The following is a 19361-nucleotide window of genomic DNA, read 5'->3' as shown; positions in this document are numbered from 1 at the left end:
CTCCTCAGCGGGGACCCGAAATGCAGTTAAAAACGCCGTCTCGGTCCTCGGGGCGCATGTGCACCAGGTCCAGCAGCGTGAAACTGTCCAGGCGATCGCGGATGGCCTCACTGATTTCCTTCCATAAAAACCGTGTCATACAAAAGCCCGCCCGTCGGCAGCCTTCAGGATGATCCACACATTCCGTCACCCCCAGTCCTCCCTCCAGGAGCGCTACAACTTCTCCCAGCCTGATGGTGTCGGGAGACATGGCCAACATGTGCCCACCCTTGGGACCCCGCATGCTGTTGACATAGCCGGCCTTTTTGAGGGGGATGATGATCTGCTCCAGATACTTGGTGGAAACCTCCTGCCGTCGCGCGATTTCTGCAAGCTGGATGGGCCCTTCCTTATAATGGATGGCCATTTCCAGCAAGAGCCTCGTCCCGTAGCGACTTCGCGTTGATAGCTTCATTCCCCGGATCCTTTCGGCGGCCTTTTTCCTGCAACTTCGTCCCGTGCTCAGTAACCGCACGAGCGCATCCCTCACACGTACCGAGATTGGCTATATGCCACGGTCGCTCCCTACTGTAAAGGCATGACTCGCATTCCATGGGTATCCTGCCTGGGGGCGATGGCAACGGATCCTTTCTGATCCTGCCCCTGGACACTTTCGACGAGAGGGGGGAGCGCAAGGATTTCTCCTGGATGGATCGCATGAGGGAAGGAATATCGCTGTTCCCTTGCAGTCCTTCTTGAAGATCATTCATTTTGTGATATGAAATAAAAGTCATGTTCCAGTGGAAGTGAAAGGATGAACATACCTGTTGCGTAGCCTGCCGTTTTGCACAAGGAATGAGGGCGTAGGGGCGGTTCGCGAACGGCCTTTTTGAACAAGGATTGAGGGGGTAGGGGCTGTTCGCGAACAGCCCGGGTTCGTGGTTGTGCAGGCTACCGTTTTACACAAGGATTGAGGGGGTAGGGGCTGTTCGCGAACAGCCCGGGTTGGTGTTTGCGCAGCCTGCCGTTTTGCAAAAAGAATGAGGGAGTGAAGTGCGATGGATGACTTGTATGCGTTTTTGATAGGACCGGCCCTGTGGGTGGCCTTTATCGTTTTTCTGGGAGGATTGTGCCTGCGGGTGGCCTTTCTCTATGGCCTCAGCAAGGACAGAGACAAGGTGATCTACAATCATGCAGACATGAGCTGGGGAGTGCGCTCCATCTTTCACTGGCTCATCCCCTGGGGCAGTGTCTCCATGCGGAACCAGCCGGTTTTCACCCTGATGTTTTTTCTGTTCCACATCTGCCTCTTCGCCGTTCCGCTCTTTCTGCTCGCCCACAACATGATGTGGCAGGAGGCTTTCGGCATCAGCCTGCCTTCCATGAGTGACGGAACCGCAGATATCCTGACGATCGTCTTCCTGGTGAGCTTCGTGTTCTTGCTCGCCAGGCGCATGGTGCGTCCGGAAGTGCGTATTTTGACCACGGCCTGGGATTACACACTTCTCCTGCTGACGGGGATCCCCTTCGTGACGGGTTTTCTGGCCTACCACCAGGTCGGCGATTATAAAACACTTTTGATACTGCACATACTGTTTGCGGAGCTCTTGCTGATCGTCATTCCCTTCAGCAAGCTTGCCCACATCATCCTGTTTTTCTTCTCGAGGGCTTTCATCGGCTTCGAGTTTGGAGGACGCCGGGGTGCGAGAACGTGGTGAGCCCCCATACGGGAGGCTTCGCAGCTATGAAGTATGTGGATCCACAATTTGAGAGGAGAATGCCTCAAAATGAACGATGTGCTTGAAAAGCCTGTCGATACTCATAAGATCAGGGAAATTTTGAATGCCAACGATGGTGCTCGCATCAAAACCTGGCTGAGCATCTGTTCACGGTGCGGACTCTGCGCCGAAAGCTGCTTCTTTTACCTGACCAACAACCGAGACCCGCGCTTCAGTCCCGCGTACAAGTTCAAGAGCACCCTGGCCGAGATGTACCGCCGGAAAGGGAACGTGGACCGGGATTTCCTCCGGAAATGCTACGACATCATCTGGGGCGAATGTACGACGTGCCGGCGGTGCTCCATGTACTGCCCCTTCGGCATCGACATCGCCACAATGATTTCGACGGCCCGGACCGTCTGCCAGTCCCAGGGGGTTGTTCCTGATGGACTGGAGCGCACCTCCGTCAATTACCGGGAAACGGGCAACCAAATGGGCATGAGTACGGATGATTTTCTCGATACCTGTTCCTGGATGGAAGAGGAAACGGGGGAGGAACTCACCGGACTCACCATCCCCATCGACAAAAAGGGGGCCAAGTACATGTACTGCCTCAATGCCCGGGAGCCCATGTACTATCCCCAGGACATCGGGATGGCGGCGAAGATCTTCACGGTGGCCGAGGAAGACTGGACCATGTCCAGCACGGGATGGGAAGCCACAAACCTGGCAATGTACGCGGGCGACCGTGCCCTGGCGGGGCAGGTGGTGAAGAACATGTATGAAAAGGCCGTGGAACTGGGAGTCCAAAACATTGCCATCACGGAATGCGGCCACGCTTTCCGTTCCGCCGCTTTCGAGGGGCCGTACTTTGCGGGGTATGCCGGTGGAAAGCCGCCGGTGGCGGTCGTCCATTCGGTGCAACTGTTTTACGAATACCTCCGAGACGGCCGCATCAAAATCGACCCCGACAAGATGCTCACGGAACCCGTCACGTACCAGGATCCATGCAATGTGTCGCGCAATGGCGGGCTTTGGGAGGAGGGACGGAAGCTTACTGCATTTTTAGCCAAGGATTTCAGAGAGATGACTCCCAACCGGGAGCACAATCATTGCTGTGGCGGTGGGGGCGGGTTCATTCCCATGGGTCCGGAATTCAAGAAGCGGCGCATGATTTCAGGGCGATTGAAGGCCGATCAGATCAGAGCTACCGGAGCAAAAATCGTTATCGCCCCCTGCCACAACTGCTATGACCAGATCAATGATCTGAACAAGGAGTACAATCTCGGGGTCAAAGTGCTTTCCTTCAAGGAGATCATTTGTGAGACCATGATCGTTCCCGACAAATTCAAACCGGTGGAAGGGGATGACGAGGAGTAATCGAAACGGGAGCCGCCAATGGGGCTGAATTCAGCGCAGGCTGCTTCATAAAATGAAAACAGGGAGCCCCGGTGCAGGAGCACCGATGGGCGGAGGGGGGTTGATGCGTTACGCAAGATTGGGTTTTGCTGCTTTGGCATTTTTCCTCATGATGCCGTTTGCTTTTTCCCAGGACGCCGTCATGATCATGAATCATAAAGAACTGGATCCCCACCAGAGGCCCTTGGTTCGCTTCACTCATGAACAGCATGCAGCCAAGATGGACTGTGTGCAATGTCATCACGATTATGATGAATACCTTAACAATAAGGGAGGAGAAGGGGGCGTCTGCTCCGACTGTCATGTCCAAAGCCCCATGGATGGAAAGCTATCCCTGCTGGAGGCCTTTCACGGGCAATGCAAAGGCTGCCATGAAGTGATGCAGCGCGAGGGAAAGCCCAATACCCCCGTCACGTGCGGTGAATGTCATATTCTTCGGAAATAGCCCGAGAGGGCAGGAGAGCCTGCCCTCTTTTCCCCTCGAAGCGCTCCCCTTCATAATCAGCCGTTTCAGGACGGTCCTCTCCCTGCTCCCAATGTTGTTGACTTAACGTCACCCCGGTGAAAACCGGGGTCCAGAAAGTTTTTATTTTCCTGGATTCCGGCTTTCGCCGGAATGACGAACGTCGCCTAAGTCAACAGCATTGCTCCCTGCCCCTGCCCCGGTGAAGGAAGCCAGAACAGGATTTTTTTCCTGCCCTGGAAGGGATCATGCGGCGGCGCGATCCATTTCGGGCAATAATTTTTGAATTAATCCTTGCCTTCCGGGCCTGGAATTTGCGAAATACTGCCTGCGTGTCGATGGGCATGCCTTTAAGTTTCATGCATGGTTTCATGCACTGGATTCATCCACAAGACCGAAGGAGAAGGAAACATGGAGCGTACGCTATCCATCATCAAGCCCGATGGAGTCAGGAAAAACGTCATCGGTGAAGTCATTCGCCGCTTTGAAGCGGCCGGCATCCACATCGCCGCCATGAAAATGCTCAGATTGACCAAGGCTGAAGCCCAGGGCTTCTATGCCGTGCACAAGGAACGTCCCTTTTTCGACAGCCTCACGGATTTCATGTCTTCGGGCCCTATCGTGGTGATGGTGATGGAAGGCGAGGAGGTCATCAAGAAGAATCGTGAGCTCATGGGGGCGACCAATTTCAAGGATGCAGCCCCGGGAACCATTCGCCGCGATTTCGCCACGGACATCGAGCAGAACGTCGTCCACGGGTCGGACGCACCTGAAACCGCCGCCTTTGAAATTTCATACTTTTTCAATGCTCTGGAAATCTGCTCCTAGTATAAGGTTGACGAAAATTTTCAATCGTTTGGGGCAGTGCGATTCCCGCCTCGAGTGGGGCAGGGGGGTGTGAACGTCAGAGCGCATCCCCCTGCATTCCTCTTCGAAGGGGGACTTGAAAACCTCCCGAACCAGGTGATGACCTTCGCTCTACCATACCCGTTGAGGGCTGCAACGAAGGTTCTTCGGCAGGGTGGGTACACGGCTGCATCGTTCCCGCCGTTTCACACCGCTAAAGCCACACCCCCGTGCGGAGAAAAGGAGATAGCTTTGCTGATGAATAACAGGATCATCGCGTGCGGAATAATGATGATTTTGATGTGGGCAGGTTATCTGTCTTACGGCGCATGGGGGCAGGGAGATGCCCCGTCGACTCCCCCGGCCTCCTACGTCGTTCCCTACTTTGCTCCACCCTCCAACATGGAATTGTGCGGCGAGCCTGTTCCTCTTGACGATTCCGATGTCTGGGAGCGCTTCGATCGGGAATTCACCATTGTCGTTCACAGTCACTCCCAGGTTTTTCTCTGGTTGAAACGCATGGAGCGCTATCTCCCATGGATAGAAAATCAGTTGGCGGTGAACAAGCTGCCCGACGATCTGAAGTATGTCGCCGTCGCGGAGAGCGACCTGATGCTCCAGGCGGTTTCTCCGGCGGGAGCCGCCGGCCCCTGGCAGTTTATTTCCGAGACGGGGATGCGCTATGGGTTGAGCAAATCCAAGGACATCGATGAGCGCTATGATTTCGAGCGCGCCACCGAAAGCGCCTTCAGCTATTTGAAGGATCTTTACGGAATGTTCAACAACTGGGCGTTGGCCATTGCGGCATACAACTGTGGAGAGAACAGGGTTCAGAGCGAAATCAACAGGCAGAAGAGCAACAGTTACTATGCCCTGAAGCTTCCATTGGAGACCGAGCGCTACATTTTTCGCATCCTCGCCATCAAGGAGGTTTTGAGCCATCCCGAACGCTATGGCTATTCCCTGCCCGGAGGGTCCGGTTACCGGCCTCTGAAGTTCGACCTGGCCGAGGTGAGCCTCCCTTATCCCATGCCCGTTTATATGGTGGCCGGCGCAGGGGATTTGAGCTACCGGGATTTCAAAAGGCTCAATCCCGCATACATTTCCGAAAAGATTCCCTCGGGCTCCCATGTTCTCAAGGTTCCGGCGGGCAGGGGCAATGCCTTCAAGTCCCGGATGGAACAGACCCTTGCGAGCTATCAGCCGACCGTTCTCACGCACAAGGTCGGTCGGGGAGAAACCCTGACGGGCATTGCCGCTCAGTACGAGGTTTCTACCCACAACCTCCGCGAATGGAATCAGCTGAACGGTGATACACTCCTTGTGGATCAGTTGATCAAGATCTACAAGTGATCCCCGGAGGCAGAAGACACTCTCCAAGCATTTGGAACGGTCGTTGCATTAGAGAAGATCAACCGTTGACGGAAAAAGCGAACAGGCAAATCATCCCTTCATTTCATTCCCGGCACCATCCCCATGAAAGGCTTGACAAGGGTGGAGGATGGATTTAGGATGATTTAATTTAAGCCACTAAAAACACAATATATTTCGGTGTACTATGAACGATTATGAACGAATGGCGGAAATGCTCCTCCAAAGCCATTACGCAGTTGCCTTGACGGGAGCCGGTATATCCGTGGAGAGCGGGATCCCCGATTTTAGAAGTGAAAACGGTCTGTGGGCCAAGTACGATCCCATGGAATACGGGGACATCGAATCCTTTCGGTCCAATCCTGCAAAGGTATGGAAAATGTTATTGGAAATGGATACACTGTTGAGCAGGGCTCTGCCGAATCCAGGGCATGTGGCTTTGGCCCAACTGGAACAGCAGGGAATTCTCAAGGCGGTCGTGACCCAGAACGTCGACAGTCTGCACCAGAAGGCGGGGAGCGTCCAGGTCATCGAATTCCACGGCCACAATCGGACACTGCGCTGTGAGGAGTGCAGGAGGCGAATTGCCCGTGAGAATGTTTTCCTGGATAAAATTCCGCCTCTTTGTTCTTGTGGTTCTCCTTTGCGACCCGAGTTCGTCTTTTTTGGTGAGGAAATTCCCTTGGAAGCGTACCAGCAGGCAATGGCGGCGGCTCAGCACTGCGATCTGATGCTCGTGGTGGGAACATCCGCCACGGTAGCCCCGGCTTCGTACCTCCCGCGAACCGCCAAAAGACGCGGCGCAGCGGTGGTTGAAGTCAATCCCAAAGTCACACAGCTTTCCCATGACACATCCGATCTCCACCTTGCCGAGCCCGCGGGCAAGGCGCTTCCCGCCGTCATGGCGGCATTGGAAGCCCTGCGCGCGGAACGGAGGAAGAAAAGTAAATGATGACGAGCTCTCTGATTGTAACGGCTTACGCGGCCGCGGAAAACGTCGCCGCTCCCCATCCAAACACGGGAAACGGCATCTTTGAAATGGTCCAGCATGCCGGCCCCATGGTCAAGCTCATACTCCTGGCCCTGCTGCTCCTGTCCGTTGCCTGCTGGTTCGTCATCCTGGTGAAGTTTCAGCTGATCCGCAGGGCGAGCAAGGAGTCCGTGAATTTCATCAATCTGTTTCGACAGCGGAAGAACTATTCGACGCTCTTGCGGGACAGCCAGTTCTTGGAAGACAGCCACCTGGCCCAGATCTTTCGCATCGGCTACACGGAATTGACCCGCGTGGGGAAGTCCCTGGAAACCAAAAACCTGCATGAACTGCGGGATAATCCCGAAGTCCTCCTGGAAAATGTGGAACGGGCCATCCAGGGGGGGATGATGTCCGAACGCCAGCGATTCGAACGCTTCCTCCCCCTCCTCGCCACAACGGGAAGCACCGCGCCTTTTATCGGGCTGTTCGGGACGGTCTGGGGCATCATGACGAGCTTTCAGGAGATCGGCGCCAAGGGAGCGGCAAACCTCGCCGTCGTGGCACCGGGTATTTCCGAGGCCCTCGTGGCCACAGCCATGGGTCTGGCAGCGGCTATCCCCGCCGTCGTGGCTTACAACCACTTCTCCAACCGCATTCGGGTGGTGGAAAATGAAATGAGCCATTTTTCGTCAGATTTCTTAAATATCCTCAAAAGAGATTTGATGCGGCGTGGAAGACAGGAAGAATATCCCTCCGAGCAGCAGCGTTTTGCCGCTCAGGAAGGTTGAACGCGTCCCTCTCTGATAGCAGCGGGGGATGACACGAAAAGCACGCGAGCGGCCGCTGGATTTCAGCGTCGCTCCGGCAGTGCGGGAGTAGCCAAATGGGTATGCAGCTCAATGGAAATGGAGGGAGGGGACAGATGGTCTCTGAAATCAATGTCACCCCCTTCGTGGATGTCATGCTGGTTCTTTTGATCATCTTCATGGTCACTGCACCCATGATGACACAGGGGATCGACGTGAAGCTGCCCGAATCGGCGGCACCGGCCATCCCTTCGGAAGAAGAGCGTCTCATGGTGACCATCAATAAGGATCAGAAAATATTCATCAACGAAAACCAGGTGGATCTGAACGTGCTGGGCCCCAAATTGAGCGCCATGTACCAAAACCAGCAGCAGCACAAGGGAGTTTTTCTCCGAGCCGACGAAAAGCTGCCCTATGGTTTTGTCGTGGAAGTCATGGGAACGATCCGACAGGCCGGAATCGATCAGATTGGAATGGTGACGGAGCCGCTCAGCGCACCCGCGAAGAAAAAATGAGCCGTCGGCGGTATGGCAGTATTTCGATCGGTTCCAGGCAATATGCATAAAGGACAATCGTATGGAATCCCTGTCGTTCTCTGAACGCAAACTGTCGAGGGAAGAGATCTTTAAGGGATTGAGCGCGTCAGTGCTTGTCCATATTCTCGTGTTTGCCACGGCGATCATTTCGCCCTGGGGTAAACCGAAGCCGACGGTACAGCTTCCTTATTCCACAGTAAATCTCGTCTCCCTCGAGGACATTGGAGGTGAGCCCGCACCCGCCCCCAAGGGACAGAGTGGGAAGAGCGCCGAAGGCCCGAAGGTTCCCGATGCCCCCAAGTCCTCCTCTGCATCGAGTGGGGCAAAAGCGAAGCCCTTTGTGCCCGTGAAGCGCCTTCAGATGGACGAGCCGGCCCCCAGGGCTTCTTCTCCCCCCGTCAAGAAGCTGGAGATCGCTGAAGCCCCAAAGGTGCCGGAGCCGACTCAGAACCGGCCGGCCGTGGAAAAGAAGCTGGACAGCCTCATTCCCAAGCCCAAGGCGGAGCCTAAACCGACGCCCATTACACAGACTGCCAAGAGTACTCCCACGGAGCCTCCACCGGTCAAGGATGCGGCTCCAACGAAGATTGCCCGGGCGAGCACCACCGAAACTGCGGTCAAGGAGTCGAAGGAGCCCAAGGACTCTAAGGAAGCTTCAAAAGACGCCAAAGACACCTCCAAAGATAAAGATGTCAAAGGAGGTAAAGAGAGCAAAGAAGCAAAGGATGCGGGCGGCGGAGGGTCCAGGGTGGACGGCGGTGGATCTTCCAGGGAAGCGACGGCGACGACGGCTCAAGGGCCCCCGGGCTCTCCTTCGGGTGGCTCGGAGACGGGTAGACCGGGCGGAGCGGGGACGGATGCAGGGAAAGTGGGAGGAAAAGGCTCCGGCGCCGCAGGCAGCACGGGCAAGGGGACGACCCCCGGCAGCGGCCAGGGAGCCCCTGGCGGAAGTCCCGACGGAGCCCAGGTCAATATGGCTCGAAGGGCTTATTATACGAAGATCTGGAGCGCCGTGCGCCAGAACTGGGCCCTCCCGGAATTCCTCAAATCCCAGCATCTGGAGACGGTTCTCATCGTGGTGGTGAGAAGAGACGGGAAGGTCCTGGACTTGAGGGTCGAGAAGGGATCGGGCAATGCACTCTATGACGATTCGGCGAAGCGCGCCGTGCGTAAGGCCGACCCTCTGCCGCCCTTCCCCGACGTGTATACGGCGCCTCAGGAAGAAATCGCCCTGCGGTTCACTCCTGAGCTTTTATCCTAACCCCTCTTTGCATGGAAAGGACAGCCGGCCAATATGACGTTCAGGAAATCCCTTTCATTCCAATGGATGCCTTGGCTTCTGTTATGTTGCGTTCTGATGGTCTGGGCGGGAACCGCCCGGGCACAGGAGCGTGTCACCATCGATATCACGCAGCCCAGCTTTGAACGCATCCCCATTGCCATCCCCGATTTCAAATTTTTGTCGGGGCAGCCGCAACTGGCTCGGCAAATGGGCGAAACCCTGTCCCAGGACCTGGACAATTCCGGGGTATTTCGCCCCCTTGACCCCAGGGGTTTTTTCGAGGACCCTCAGGCTTCGGGACTGACTGCGGCGGACATCAAATTTCCCGAGTGGCGTCGGGTGGGAGCGGACTTTCTGGTGCGGGCCAGTTACCAGATACAGGGCTCCTCCATCCGACTGGAGGCCAGGTTGTTCGATGTTCCGGGATCCAAGATGATCCTGGGCAAAGTCTATGAGGGGGATGCGCGCAACTGGCGTCCCATGGTGCACCGTTTTGCCGATGAAATCCTTTTTCTCCTGACGGGAGAGCACGGAGTTTTCGACACGCGCATTGCCTATGTTCAGGATATGGGAAAGTCCAAAGAGATCTTCATCGTCGATTTTGACGGCGGCGAATCCATACAGGTCACCAATAATCAAAGCATCAATCTTTCGCCGGCCTGGAGCGGGGATGGACAGGATTTGGCCTATGTCAGCTACAAGGACGGCAATGCCAAGATATACGGGATGAATGTCGCCACCGGTTCGCAGTATCTCATTTCTGGGCACAAGGGGTTGAATATCGCCCCGGCATGGCGCCCTCAGAGCCGGCAGCTGGCGGTGACCCTTTCGGAGGGTGGAAACCCCGACATCTATTTGATCTCTTCGTCCGGGGATATCGTGCGCAAGCTGGTGCAAAGCTGGGCCATCAATGTGTCGCCCGCCTGGTCCCCCGATGGAAAACGGCTGGCCTACGTCTCCAACGAGACGGGCACGCCGCAGATCTACATTCTGGACGTGGGCAGCGGTCAAAAGCGGCGCCTCACTTTCAGCGGGACGTACAACACATCCCCTGCGTGGTCTCCCCAGGGGGACTGGATCGCCTACAACGGCATGGTTGGAGGCCGGCACAATATTTTCATCATCCGTCCCGATGGGGGAGGGGCGCGCCAGTTGACACATGGCGAGGGCGACAATGAATCCGCCACATGGTCTCCCGACGGACGCATGATCGCCTTCAGCTCCACACGGCAGGGCGGATCGGCCATCTGGGTGCTTCAGACCAATGGAACCGGGATCAGGCGCGTGACAAAGGGGGGGGGGCAGGAACTGCCGGATTGGTCTCCCCGCATGGGCGGAGGATGATGCAGCGACCATCCCGCCCGCATCAACGCGGTGCATTTGTATTGCTGAAGGCATGTGGCAGTTTCTCAGAGTCAATCGTTGGAGAAGAGGGATGAAAATGGAAATGGGTAAACTGGGTCGTATTCTTTTGGTTCTGTTGTTCATGGCGTCAGCAGCGGCGTGCTCCAAGAAGAACGTCCCCGTCCAACCCGGCTTCGGCGCCGGGGGCCCGGGAGCCGACGGTTATGGCTCGGGCGGGACGGGTGAAGGCGGATATGGCAGTGGAAGTGGTGGGGGCGGCCTGGATGACGCCAAGTGGCGGGAGATGGGCATTAATTCTGAAGCGGAAAAGCAGGAGTTTCTTGCCAAAGTCGAAGGGTTTGAAAACCAGGATGTCTACTTTGATTATGATTCCTACGTCCTGAGTGAGCCGGCCAAAAAAATCCTGGACACAAAAGTCGCTTTTCTCAAGCGTTATCCAAAGGTTCGGGTGACGGTGGAAGGCCATTGCGACAACCGTGGCACCAACGAATACAACCTCGCTCTGGGCGAACGCCGGGCCAACAGCGCTCTCCAATATCTGGCCAATTCTGGCTTGAGCTCGGCAAACCTGAACATTGTCAGCTATGGGGAAGAACGCCCGCTGGCGGGTGGGAATGATGAATCGTCTTTCGCCAAGAACCGGCGTGCCCATTTCGTAGTGACTTACTGATCCTCCGTTGCAGGTAGAATGTCCCTTTCGGCTGTGGAAGCCTCGATTGCTCTCCGCAGCCGAAAGGATTCCAGGGGGACTCCACCCCATCATGGCACGACCTGTCATGGCAGCGATTCCCGTCTCGTCCAACGTGGTTCAACATATCTGGATTACCATGCGCCCGCCCTGCGCCGGACGATCCAAATCATCAAACATTCTCTTGATTTCTATTTATAAAATGCTCTAACAATGAGCGTGCATGGGCTCTATTGCACGTGGTGGAAAGATGCAGATACAGATAAAGCGAGGGATGGAAATGATGGTATCAAATGGATGGAGGGCTGTGGGCTTCTGGGTCCTCTTTGCTTCTGCCGGCCTTGTGGGAGGATGTGTCACGCCTCAGCAGACTTCCATGCTGGAACAGAACATGGGGATGCTGAATGAACGGGTGAATAAGCTGGAGCGGAAGACCGAAGTCGTTCCGAGCGAAGGGCAGAGCTCATCTTCCAATGCCGATCTCTATGCGCGCATGCAGGAGCTCCAGGTGAGGATTGGCGCCCTGACAGGACAGATAGAGGAACTGGATCACAAGGTTCAAAAGATCGATCGGCTCTCCCAATCCCTGGCGGAGCAGGCCGCATCACAAACGACGGCAGCACCCCAGGCCCCTCAACCTGTCGTCACCATCCCAGGTGTGCCCAACGTGACGACTCCGGCGTCGCCGGTTCAACCCGTTTCTCCTGCGGCGCAGGCAGCAGCACCAAAACCCGCCGCAACTGCGGCTCAGCCTGCGACGCAGACGCCGCCGGCCGCACCCGCTGCGCCGCCGGCACCCGCGCAGACTGCATCTCCGACGCCGGCGGCCAGTCCGCCGAAGCCGGCAGCGGCCGTGGCCAAAGCCCCCACGAAGGAAGCGCCTCCCCAGCCGCCGCAGCAGCAGCCCCAGCCGGTGGCACCGTCGCAGCAGCCCGACCCGGAAAAAGCGGCATACGACAAAGCAACGCAGCTTTTCCAACAGAAGCAGTACGCGGCAGCTCGAAAAGAATATCAGAGCTTTTCAGCTAAGTACCCCAAGTCCGAATTGGCCGACAATGCGCTCTTTTCGGCCGGGGAATGCTACCTGGCGGAGCAGAAATACCAGGACGCCATCGAAGTTTTTCAGCAGGTAGTCGACCGCTATCCCGGCGGCAACCGGGTCCCCAATGCGCTCCTCAAACAGGGGGCTGCCTTCGAAAAGCTGGGAGATGCCACCGCGGCCCGCATTCTCTACGAACGGATTACTGAAAAATATCCCGGCACGCCTCAGGCACAGATCGCCGAAAAGAAATTGAAATAGATTCGAGTGCCTGGGGGGGGGTGTTTCAGGCATTTTTGATCTCAGGCCGGAGTGCACGGGGGTGGAATGGCGTCGGCCTTTCGGTGCTTCCGAAATAACCGCTCGTCAGACCCGCCCTCCGCCGGGAGTCCAAATCAACAAAGCCTCGGCGGAACATTTCCGTCACGCTGATATCCCTGCATTTCCTGCAATACCCCCATGGAGCTTCCCAGTTTTCGCACAAGGCTCATGAACTGGGCCGGAAGGGGCACCTCCCGCTCCGTCAAAAGGATTCCCCATTCTTTGGCACGGGAAAGCACGGAGGTGCTGTCCACGTTTTCCCGGCAGTCGCAGAGGAACTGCACTCGGAGAGCATCCGTCAGGGGAATGAGCATTTCCGGGAAGTGCACGGGAATCCCGCCCATTTCCTGTTGAATGCTTGAGCGATTTTTCTCGGCAAACTCGGCGTGGGGACCCGCCTGATGTACCGTTCCGAAGAGCTCGTTGATGATGGCTCCAGCCAGCCGGTTGATGTGCGCAGGCTCCGCTTCGGCATACCGGCCGGCAAGGTTTGTCTTGAGTTTTTGAAAAAACAGCATCTTGATGACGTCGATTCCATCCCGCAGAATAGGGATCAGGTTGCTTTCGACTTCCATGATTGCACTCCCATCGTCCAGTTCATGGTATGCTCCGGTTCAGAACTGGGCTTTTCATTTCACGCGGAGAACGCGGAGAAAACCAGGAGGATCTCCGCCTTCTCCGCGACTCCGCATGAGACCAAAACTACCCGCTTGCAGTCTAAAAATATTCCCTGAGGTTTGCCCCCGAGGAGGCAATAAGCGCAAAAATGGGGGCGGATCGTCATTGGGCCTGTGGAACCCTTCCGGAATCAACCCCCTGAGCGTGTTTGATGGGTTACCATAAAGAGACTGCTCTGTCACACAAATCCTTCACGTGACAGATATGCCTGGAGTCATTCCGAATGTTGGCAATGCCGTTGACTCTACGTCACCCCAGTGAAAGCCCTGGGTCCAAATACTTTGAATCTGAGCGGATTTCTGCTTTCGCCGGAATGACGATCGGATCTCAAATCAACCTTCCATAGGCCTCTGGGAAAATAGATGCGGAATGGTTGCTATATTCGATATATATGGAAGGAAAATCATAGTTATCATGACTGGATTCTTCCATGAAATGCATGACTTTGCACATATGGAATCCATTTAAAGAAAGTATAAATAGAGGCTTTACTCTCTTCCATAATCATGTTAGCTATAAAAAGGCTTTGTTATGGCTTCAGGATACAGTTTCTTGGTCGACTTATGTTGTGACTCTCATCTTTTTCCCGTCCTGTATGTATCCGCGCAGGACGTTTGATCAAACGATTTCGAAAACCTCTGGTAAGCAATCTCAGTCTGTCGTTATGCAGTCAATTCTGCCGGATCGCCCATTCTGGAATGAGGGCGTTGTGCTGTGCTGTAAGCCGGTACAAATGAAAGCATTCCACGTTGCTGAAGATTCAGAAGGAGGGGACTATGGAAAAGAAGGCCACTCTGGACCGTTTCATTTCGAGGCAAGAAATCACGATGGTGGCGAAGCGGATTCGGTACAATCCGATTGTGAAGGAGCTCAACCCGGCGGCTGATGCTGTGCACTACCAGTTCCACCTGGCGAAGCCCGGGAAAGAGATCCAGGTCTACCTTTCACTCCATATGGACGAAGCCCCCGTCTCCCTGTCCGATGTCATGTTCATGCTGGCGCTGGATGCCACCGGCTGCAGGATGCTGGAAGGATTGGACGCCTTCCGGGATGAATGGAATGTTCTTTTTGGAGGCTCTGACGGCAATTTGATGGAGCTGGAAGCATTCTGGCATGAATATACAGGTCGATGCGGACAGGCGGAAAAGCTGCGAAGCTTTCTTGGGGAATGCGCCTTTCGGCAATTGATTGCGCATTTCGAGGAGCCGCACGAGACTCTGGGCTGATGCGCTGGTTCATTTTGCTGGATATTTCCACAGGCTAAGGCAGTCGAAGCCGGCATGGAAAGCAATCGGTGCACTTGAGGCCGATGGCTTTCCCCGGTGTGTCAGCTGAAATTGCGCGCCATACCGCCCCAAAGCTTGACACCGTTCACCCTCCATGCTATTACCCATCCATCATTCAGGCCGGCGTAGCTCAGTGGTAGAGCAGCTGATTCGTAATCAGCAGGCCATGGGTTCAAATCCCTTCGCCGGCTCCAGGAAATTCAGAGGGTTAGACGATTTCGTCTAACCCTTTTTTGGGTTTGGGGTAACCTATGGGAAACCAGAAGCCCTCAACGTGTCTTTTGACACACCGCTAATGACTCAAGCTCTGCTCAAACGAGGACTGCCCAGAAAGCCCTACGTGGATAACGGTCCGGCCTTCCGTTCCACGCATCTCCAGGAGATCACTACTTCTCTGGGTATCGCCTTGATCCACTCCAAACCTTACAAACCCCAGGGCCGCGGCAAAATTGAACGCTTCTTCCAGACCGTACAAAGACAGTTCCTGCCGGGATTTAGAGTCTTGATGCATCCGGATTGCCGCTTTATCGCGATCTTGCGCGAAGGCGGTAATGGTGCCAGGTGGCCCGGAGACCGTCGACAAACGGAGTAAAATCGAAGCCGGTTGCCTTTCGGATTTTGTCGCAGGAGTAGATCAAATGACGGTCCAGGGGGAACGGTAACGGAAGCCTGCGTCGGTCGATCTCGCCAGCCGAGAGCCGTTGCACTGCGGGCAGGCGGCCGCAGATAATTTTCAAGGCTTCGAGCAGCCTTTCGTAGGAGATCAGTTCTGGTCCGCAGACGTTGAACGCCTCCCCAATTAGTCGTTCATTATTGATGCTCTGCAAAATAAGGGAGGCAAGGTCGTCTACCCAAAGAAAGCTATAAAGCGGTAGGCCCGAGTCCGGGATGGTGATGATGCGGTTGGCTTCGATGAGGTCGAAAAAATAGGACTCCCGAGGCGCGTAATTGTAGCGGCCGTAGATGACGGCAGGCCTTAAAACGGTATAATGGAAGCCGTTAGAGCGGCTTAGCTCCGCCAGCTCGCACTCGGCCCGGTACTTGTTGAAGCCGTAGTCGGCATAAGGCCCCAATTCCGGTTTGGGCGCCAAGACCTTGTCGGCCGATTCCAGTATCGGCAGGTTGTTAGTCTCCGTGCAAACCGTTGTCGTACTGATGAAGATATAGTGATTCAGCGTCCCTGGAAGGTTGTCTACCATGGAGCGGATATGCTCCGGAGTATAGGCGCAAAAATCGATCACCGCTGTCCAGTCCAGGTCGGGTATGCGCGTGCGGATTTGTTCAGGGCGTTCCCGGTCTCCTGCTATTTCTGTGACATCTTTCTTATTGAGCGCCAGGTTGCCGCGGTTATAGACATAGATATTGAACTCTCTGCGTTCGAGCAGCTTCTCAATGAAAACCCGCCCTGCGAAATAGCTGCCGCCGACAATTAGTAGATTTTCCATCGATGCGAATCCTATAGCCCTACCAGCCGCTTTATTGCGGGGTCGAAGATTTTCTTTTTAATCTCTCCCACATGGTCGAGAAGAAAGTCACTGCCGTCGGAACTAAGCTGCTGCTGTCGGATTTCTGCGATTATATCGGAGCTTATCTGTTCGATGAGCCCTGTTTTCCTGCTCACATCGGTTTCTGTGATAAGTTCGGTAATTCGACAGAATACGGAATCGCCGAGGATCGGGAGCGAGCGCACAGCTCGGTGGCTCCACTTATAGAATGGACAAAAGCGGCGATTGAGAAGGAATACCAGCGAGATGATCTCGGAGGCGAATTTTATGACAGCATATTGGGTCGCGAAAGGCTCATTACGATGGGCCGTTCTCGGGTAGTTGTACTGACCGGCCTGAGCGGCGGCGACGCAACGGGACGCGATTTTCGCGAGCCGCACGTCCTCGGGGAAAAACGACAATATCTCCTCCCTGACGGCTGAAAACCTTCCCAACGGATCGTCAAATACCTTGCCGTTTGTACAGGCGGCGAGATTCGGTTCGGGCAGATAAAACCACTTGACCGGATCGTCGGGAGCAGCGGTGGTCCCTATAAAGCGTCGATAAAAATCACCTATTTCAAACACTCCCACCCTGGACTTTCCCCAACGTGAGGGTATTCTCCGATAGCCTTCGAAAGATTCCGGCAACTTTTCATATTCGGACTGGAGCGCGGGGCCGAAGGTGCGATAGTCATCCGACTCCAGCCACAGGCAGAAGCCGGGGCCCCAGTCATGATCGCGGGAGACTTCGTCGTCGAAACCGAAACAATCGGAGCCCTCACCAACCAACCCAACGGCAATTCTATTGTCGAGTTCCGGAAAGGCGGCTCTTATCATTGTCTCGCCGCAAGCGCGGTAGTATCCTTCACAAAGATCGAGCCCCTTCATGCACCCCCTTTTCGCGAGCATGACATGAGAGTGTTCCGGCGGACCGGCTTCAGTCAACTCAAAGGAAATCTCAGTACCGAAACCGTCTCCTGTTCATCCGGCTGCTGCGTCGCGATCAGTTCGTCGATCTTGCGGGCCGTCTCGACGCTTATATACTTTTCACCGCATTGCAGGCACAAGCCTGCCGGGACGTCTTTAAGCACGTGCAGCTGGCCGTCGAGCCGGTAATCGAAATTTCCCACAACAATCGGCTCTACTACCCCTCCACAAAAAAAACACCTGCCCTCGTTACGTTGCATTTGACCATCCCTTTCTTTCGACCGTGTCCGCGGATCCATCCACTGGGGCAAAGTGGGTTCGTAGGCGATCAAAACGGCAAGGCGGGATTCCCCGGAGCCCGAGAATACAACGTGCAGCGGTTTCCCGCACTCATGGCCCACGGCAACGTGGAAGGGCTTTCTGCGCGGATTGGTGTGAACTTCGATTACCGCCCCCGATGTCAGCACGGAAATGATTCCGGGCAGGCTCACCCTGCGCCCGAGCAACTCCCGCACAATGTGTTCCGAGAAAGAAACCTCGTTGAGCCGAATCTTGTCCTCAACCCATTGATAGTCAGGATCGGCTTTCATAGACAACCGCCTCCCCGGTCAAATGCAGAGTCCCACCGAATAGGCATCCGAAAAGGCGGAAAGCAGGTCGCCCGGTTTCTTGCAGTCGCCCACGGAATATACACGGGAAAAAACTCTGTCGAGTTCTCTTTTGAACGTCTCATCCGGTCGCTCCCCCGTGGCCAAAACAATAGTGTCCACAGTCAAAAATCCGCTAGAGCCCTCAGCTCCCGTCCACCTGACCTGTTGCCGGCAGAGTTCCTTTACCGTAGTGCCGCCCAATAGCCGCACCCCTTTCTCTCTCAGACCGAGCAACAGGGGGACGCGTGTTATGGCCGGTATATCCGCCCCGATCTCTTCGAGCATCTCGAGGACCGTCACGGAATGCCCGCTTTCAGCAAGGATTTTTGCGGTTTCAAGTCCGACCATTCCGCCGCCGACAATGGCCACCGTTTGACCGATGGAATTGCAGCCGCCAACCACTTCCGCCGCCTGGATGAATCGGGCATCCTCGCTGCATGTTAGTTGAGAAGGCAGGGCCGGACGGCTTCCTGTCGCCAGGATCACCACATCGGGATTGAACTGCTTGATCGCATCCAAATCGGCTTTCCTGCCAAGGACGATTTCAACGCCTTCCTTTCTGGCCGCCCGTTCCAGATACTCCGTCAGTTCGCTGAGCTCGGCTTTCCCGGGAGGCTTTGCGGCCAGCCGGAGCTTGCCGCCGACGGTCTCGTCCCATTCCCAAACGCTCACGGAGTGCCCACTCGCTGCGGCGCTGCGGGCTGCTTCGAGCCCGGCCGGGCCGGCGCCTATAACGAGAACCTTCTTTTGGCATGCGGGATGAGCGGGCGGTACGGAAAACTCCTCGTCCCGCCCAAGTTGTGGATTGACAAGACACTCTATCGGACGGCCTCTTTCGATATTGCCGACACACCCTCGGCAACACGAGATGCAGGGACGGATATCCTCGGGGCAGTTCCGCCGGGCCTTGAGCGGCCAGTCGGGGTCTGCGAGAAGCGTTCGCCCAAGGGCGATCATGTCCGCTTTGCCTTCCTGAAGCACATTTTCGGCAAACTCGACGTGCCTGATCTTGTTTACTGTGATGACAGGGATGGTTACCGCCTTCTTTATCGTCGCTGCCAGATCCACGATGCAACCTTCCGGCATTCCCGTGAAGGCCTCGGCGGGAATAAAGTCTTTGTCCCACAACACGCTTGCAAACCCCACCGATACGTGCAGGGCATCGACCCCCGCTTGCTGCAATGCGTTCGCAAACTGCATAAGCTCTTCCTGCGTGTTGCCTTCTTCCGGCTCCCGCCCGTTCATCCTGCAAACGATCGGGACCTTGGTGCCGACCCTGTCCTTGATGCGTCGTACGATTTCCAGAACAAACCGCATCCTGTTTTCAAGGCTTCCGCCGTATTCATCGGTGCGTTTGTTGGCCCAGGGCGAGAGAAACTGGCCGCAAAGATACATGTGGGCGCAGTGGAGGCCTATCATGTCGAAACCGGCTTTGACCGCCCTCGCAGCGCCTTCCTCGAAACGGGTGATAATGGACTGGATTTCCGGAACAGTAAGGGGCCTTGGCACCACATGGCCGGGGGTGGGG

General features: G+C 55.7%; 19 protein-coding genes, 1 tRNA gene and 1 pseudogene. 15 read left to right on the top strand and 6 right to left on the bottom strand.

Annotation, left to right across the window (positions count from 1 at the left end; all coding sequences use genetic code 11):
- Window positions 1-4 precede the first annotated feature (4 nt).
- On the bottom strand, window positions 5-454 hold the full coding sequence (locus tag MWC30_RS18130; protein WP_244085615.1) for an Rrf2 family transcriptional regulator: 450 nt from the start codon (window positions 452-454) through the stop codon (window positions 5-7).
- A 583-nt stretch (window positions 455-1037) separates the two neighbouring features.
- Here MWC30_RS18130 and tmcC point away from each other — a divergent pair.
- The 12 genes from tmcC to ybgF all read left to right on the top strand — a co-directional run bounded on the left by tmcC (window position 1038) and on the right by ybgF (window position 12746).
- Window positions 1038-1697, top strand: a complete 660-nt coding sequence (gene tmcC, locus MWC30_RS18125; RefSeq protein WP_244085614.1) for a TmcC family electron transfer complex membrane anchor subunit — start codon at window positions 1038-1040, stop codon at window positions 1695-1697.
- Between the two features lie 69 nt (window positions 1698-1766).
- On the top strand, window positions 1767-3077 hold the full coding sequence (locus MWC30_RS18120) for a (Fe-S)-binding protein (protein WP_244085613.1): 1311 nt from the start codon (window positions 1767-1769) through the stop codon (window positions 3075-3077).
- Window positions 3078-3180: 103 nt separating this feature from the next.
- A complete protein-coding gene (locus MWC30_RS18115) occupies window positions 3181-3561 on the top strand; it encodes a cytochrome c3 family protein (protein WP_244085612.1) in 381 nt (126 codons plus the stop codon).
- Window positions 3562-3990: 429 nt separating this feature from the next.
- On the top strand, window positions 3991-4407 hold the full coding sequence (ndk, locus tag MWC30_RS18110) for a nucleoside-diphosphate kinase (protein ID WP_244085611.1): 417 nt from the start codon (window positions 3991-3993) through the stop codon (window positions 4405-4407).
- A gap of 276 nt (window positions 4408-4683) precedes the next feature.
- The gene (locus tag MWC30_RS18105; protein WP_244085610.1) at window positions 4684-5778 is read left to right on the top strand and encodes a lytic transglycosylase domain-containing protein; all 1095 of its coding nucleotides are present in this window, start codon (window positions 4684-4686) and stop codon (window positions 5776-5778) included.
- Window positions 5779-5983: 205 nt separating this feature from the next.
- On the top strand, window positions 5984-6748 hold the full coding sequence (locus MWC30_RS18100) for an NAD-dependent deacylase (RefSeq protein ID WP_244085609.1): 765 nt from the start codon (window positions 5984-5986) through the stop codon (window positions 6746-6748).
- Entirely contained in the window at window positions 6745-7557 is an 813-nt protein-coding gene (gene tolQ / locus MWC30_RS18095) for a protein TolQ (protein WP_244085608.1), read from the top strand. Before MWC30_RS18100 ends, tolQ begins: the two co-directional genes overlap by 4 nt.
- 134 nt (window positions 7558-7691) lie before the next feature.
- Complete coding sequence (tolR, locus tag MWC30_RS18090; protein WP_244085607.1) at window positions 7692-8090, top strand: protein TolR; 399 nt, start codon at window positions 7692-7694, stop codon at window positions 8088-8090.
- 61 nt (window positions 8091-8151) lie between these two features.
- Window positions 8152-9372, top strand: a complete 1221-nt coding sequence (locus MWC30_RS22600) for an energy transducer TonB (protein WP_263009268.1) — start codon at window positions 8152-8154, stop codon at window positions 9370-9372.
- Window positions 9373-9405: 33 nt separating this feature from the next.
- Window positions 9406-10737 carry a Tol-Pal system beta propeller repeat protein TolB gene (tolB, locus tag MWC30_RS18080; RefSeq protein ID WP_244085606.1) on the top strand — a complete coding sequence of 444 codons (1332 nt, stop codon included), beginning with the start codon at window positions 9406-9408 and terminating at the stop codon, window positions 10735-10737.
- Between the two features lie 97 nt (window positions 10738-10834).
- The gene (gene pal / locus MWC30_RS18075) at window positions 10835-11428 is read left to right on the top strand and encodes a peptidoglycan-associated lipoprotein Pal (RefSeq protein ID WP_244085605.1); all 594 of its coding nucleotides are present in this window, start codon (window positions 10835-10837) and stop codon (window positions 11426-11428) included.
- A gap of 298 nt (window positions 11429-11726) precedes the next feature.
- Window positions 11727-12746 carry a tol-pal system protein YbgF gene (gene ybgF, locus MWC30_RS18070; protein WP_244085604.1) on the top strand — a complete coding sequence of 340 codons (1020 nt, stop codon included), beginning with the start codon at window positions 11727-11729 and terminating at the stop codon, window positions 12744-12746.
- Between the two features lie 134 nt (window positions 12747-12880).
- Here ybgF and MWC30_RS18065 read toward each other — a convergent pair whose 3' ends face one another.
- Window positions 12881-13381: a hypothetical protein gene (locus MWC30_RS18065; protein WP_244085603.1), complete on the bottom strand. Its 501-nt coding sequence runs from the start codon at window positions 13379-13381 to the stop codon at window positions 12881-12883.
- Between the two features lie 879 nt (window positions 13382-14260).
- Between MWC30_RS18065 and MWC30_RS18060 the strand changes: the two genes are divergently transcribed.
- The 3 genes and pseudogenes from MWC30_RS18060 to MWC30_RS18050 form a co-directional block, all read left to right on the top strand.
- Entirely contained in the window at window positions 14261-14710 is a 450-nt protein-coding gene (locus MWC30_RS18060; RefSeq protein ID WP_244085602.1) for a hypothetical protein, read from the top strand.
- Between the two features lie 179 nt (window positions 14711-14889).
- A tRNA-Thr gene (locus MWC30_RS18055) sits at window positions 14890-14964 on the top strand.
- A 104-nt stretch (window positions 14965-15068) separates the two neighbouring features.
- Window positions 15069-15269: pseudogene (locus tag MWC30_RS18050) on the top strand (IS481 family transposase); the annotation flags it as partial.
- 25 nt (window positions 15270-15294) lie between these two features.
- On the opposite strand, the gene MWC30_RS18045 reads toward MWC30_RS18050, so the two are convergent.
- The 4 genes from MWC30_RS18045 to MWC30_RS18030 all read right to left on the bottom strand — a co-directional run.
- Window positions 15295-16215 carry an NAD-dependent epimerase/dehydratase family protein gene (locus MWC30_RS18045; protein WP_244085601.1) on the bottom strand — a complete coding sequence of 307 codons (921 nt, stop codon included), beginning with the start codon at window positions 16213-16215 and terminating at the stop codon, window positions 15295-15297.
- A gap of 11 nt (window positions 16216-16226) precedes the next feature.
- Entirely contained in the window at window positions 16227-17144 is a 918-nt protein-coding gene (locus MWC30_RS18040; RefSeq protein WP_244085600.1) for a DUF4037 domain-containing protein, read from the bottom strand.
- 53 nt (window positions 17145-17197) lie between these two features.
- A complete protein-coding gene (locus MWC30_RS18035; protein WP_244085599.1) occupies window positions 17198-17773 on the bottom strand; it encodes a YgiT-type zinc finger protein in 576 nt (191 codons plus the stop codon).
- Window positions 17774-17791: 18 nt separating this feature from the next.
- Window positions 17792-19361: FAD-dependent oxidoreductase (locus MWC30_RS18030; protein WP_244085598.1), on the bottom strand; the 1570-nt coding region annotated here is incomplete at its 5' end.

Source organism: Desulforhabdus sp. TSK (assembly GCF_022836495.1).
In the GTDB taxonomy this organism is placed as follows: domain Bacteria; phylum Desulfobacterota; class Syntrophobacteria; order Syntrophobacterales; family Syntrophobacteraceae; genus Desulforhabdus.
Note: the sequence above shows the minus strand (reverse complement) of the source record. Positions and strands in the feature narration are given on the sequence as shown.

What these genes read in the sequence shown, in the direction of transcription:
- pal (WP_244085605.1), top strand. Translation starts at nt 10,835, where the DNA reads ATGGAAATGGGTAAACTGGGTCGTATTCTTTTGGTTCTGTTGTTCATG.
- tolQ (WP_244085608.1), top strand. Translation starts at nt 6,745, where the DNA reads ATGATGACGAGCTCTCTGATTGTAACGGCTTACGCGGCCGCGGAAAAC.
- MWC30_RS18035 (WP_244085599.1), bottom strand. Translation starts at nt 17,773, where the DNA reads ATGAAAGCCGATCCTGACTATCAATGGGTTGAGGACAAGATTCGGCTC.
- ybgF (WP_244085604.1), top strand. Translation starts at nt 11,727, where the DNA reads ATGATGGTATCAAATGGATGGAGGGCTGTGGGCTTCTGGGTCCTCTTT.
- MWC30_RS18065 (WP_244085603.1), bottom strand. Translation starts at nt 13,381, where the DNA reads ATGGAAGTCGAAAGCAACCTGATCCCTATTCTGCGGGATGGAATCGAC.
- MWC30_RS18100 (WP_244085609.1), top strand. Translation starts at nt 5,984, where the DNA reads ATGAACGATTATGAACGAATGGCGGAAATGCTCCTCCAAAGCCATTAC.
- tmcC (WP_244085614.1), top strand. Translation starts at nt 1,038, where the DNA reads ATGGATGACTTGTATGCGTTTTTGATAGGACCGGCCCTGTGGGTGGCC.
- ndk (WP_244085611.1), top strand. Translation starts at nt 3,991, where the DNA reads ATGGAGCGTACGCTATCCATCATCAAGCCCGATGGAGTCAGGAAAAAC.
- MWC30_RS18130 (WP_244085615.1), bottom strand. Translation starts at nt 454, where the DNA reads ATGAAGCTATCAACGCGAAGTCGCTACGGGACGAGGCTCTTGCTGGAA.
- MWC30_RS22600 (WP_263009268.1), top strand. Translation starts at nt 8,152, where the DNA reads ATGGAATCCCTGTCGTTCTCTGAACGCAAACTGTCGAGGGAAGAGATC.
- MWC30_RS18105 (WP_244085610.1), top strand. Translation starts at nt 4,684, where the DNA reads ATGAATAACAGGATCATCGCGTGCGGAATAATGATGATTTTGATGTGG.
- MWC30_RS18115 (WP_244085612.1), top strand. Translation starts at nt 3,181, where the DNA reads ATGCGTTACGCAAGATTGGGTTTTGCTGCTTTGGCATTTTTCCTCATG.
- tolB (WP_244085606.1), top strand. Translation starts at nt 9,406, where the DNA reads ATGACGTTCAGGAAATCCCTTTCATTCCAATGGATGCCTTGGCTTCTG.
- MWC30_RS18120 (WP_244085613.1), top strand. Translation starts at nt 1,767, where the DNA reads ATGAACGATGTGCTTGAAAAGCCTGTCGATACTCATAAGATCAGGGAA.
- tolR (WP_244085607.1), top strand. Translation starts at nt 7,692, where the DNA reads ATGGTCTCTGAAATCAATGTCACCCCCTTCGTGGATGTCATGCTGGTT.
- MWC30_RS18060 (WP_244085602.1), top strand. Translation starts at nt 14,261, where the DNA reads ATGGAAAAGAAGGCCACTCTGGACCGTTTCATTTCGAGGCAAGAAATC.
- MWC30_RS18040 (WP_244085600.1), bottom strand. Translation starts at nt 17,144, where the DNA reads ATGAAGGGGCTCGATCTTTGTGAAGGATACTACCGCGCTTGCGGCGAG.
- MWC30_RS18045 (WP_244085601.1), bottom strand. Translation starts at nt 16,215, where the DNA reads ATGGAAAATCTACTAATTGTCGGCGGCAGCTATTTCGCAGGGCGGGTT.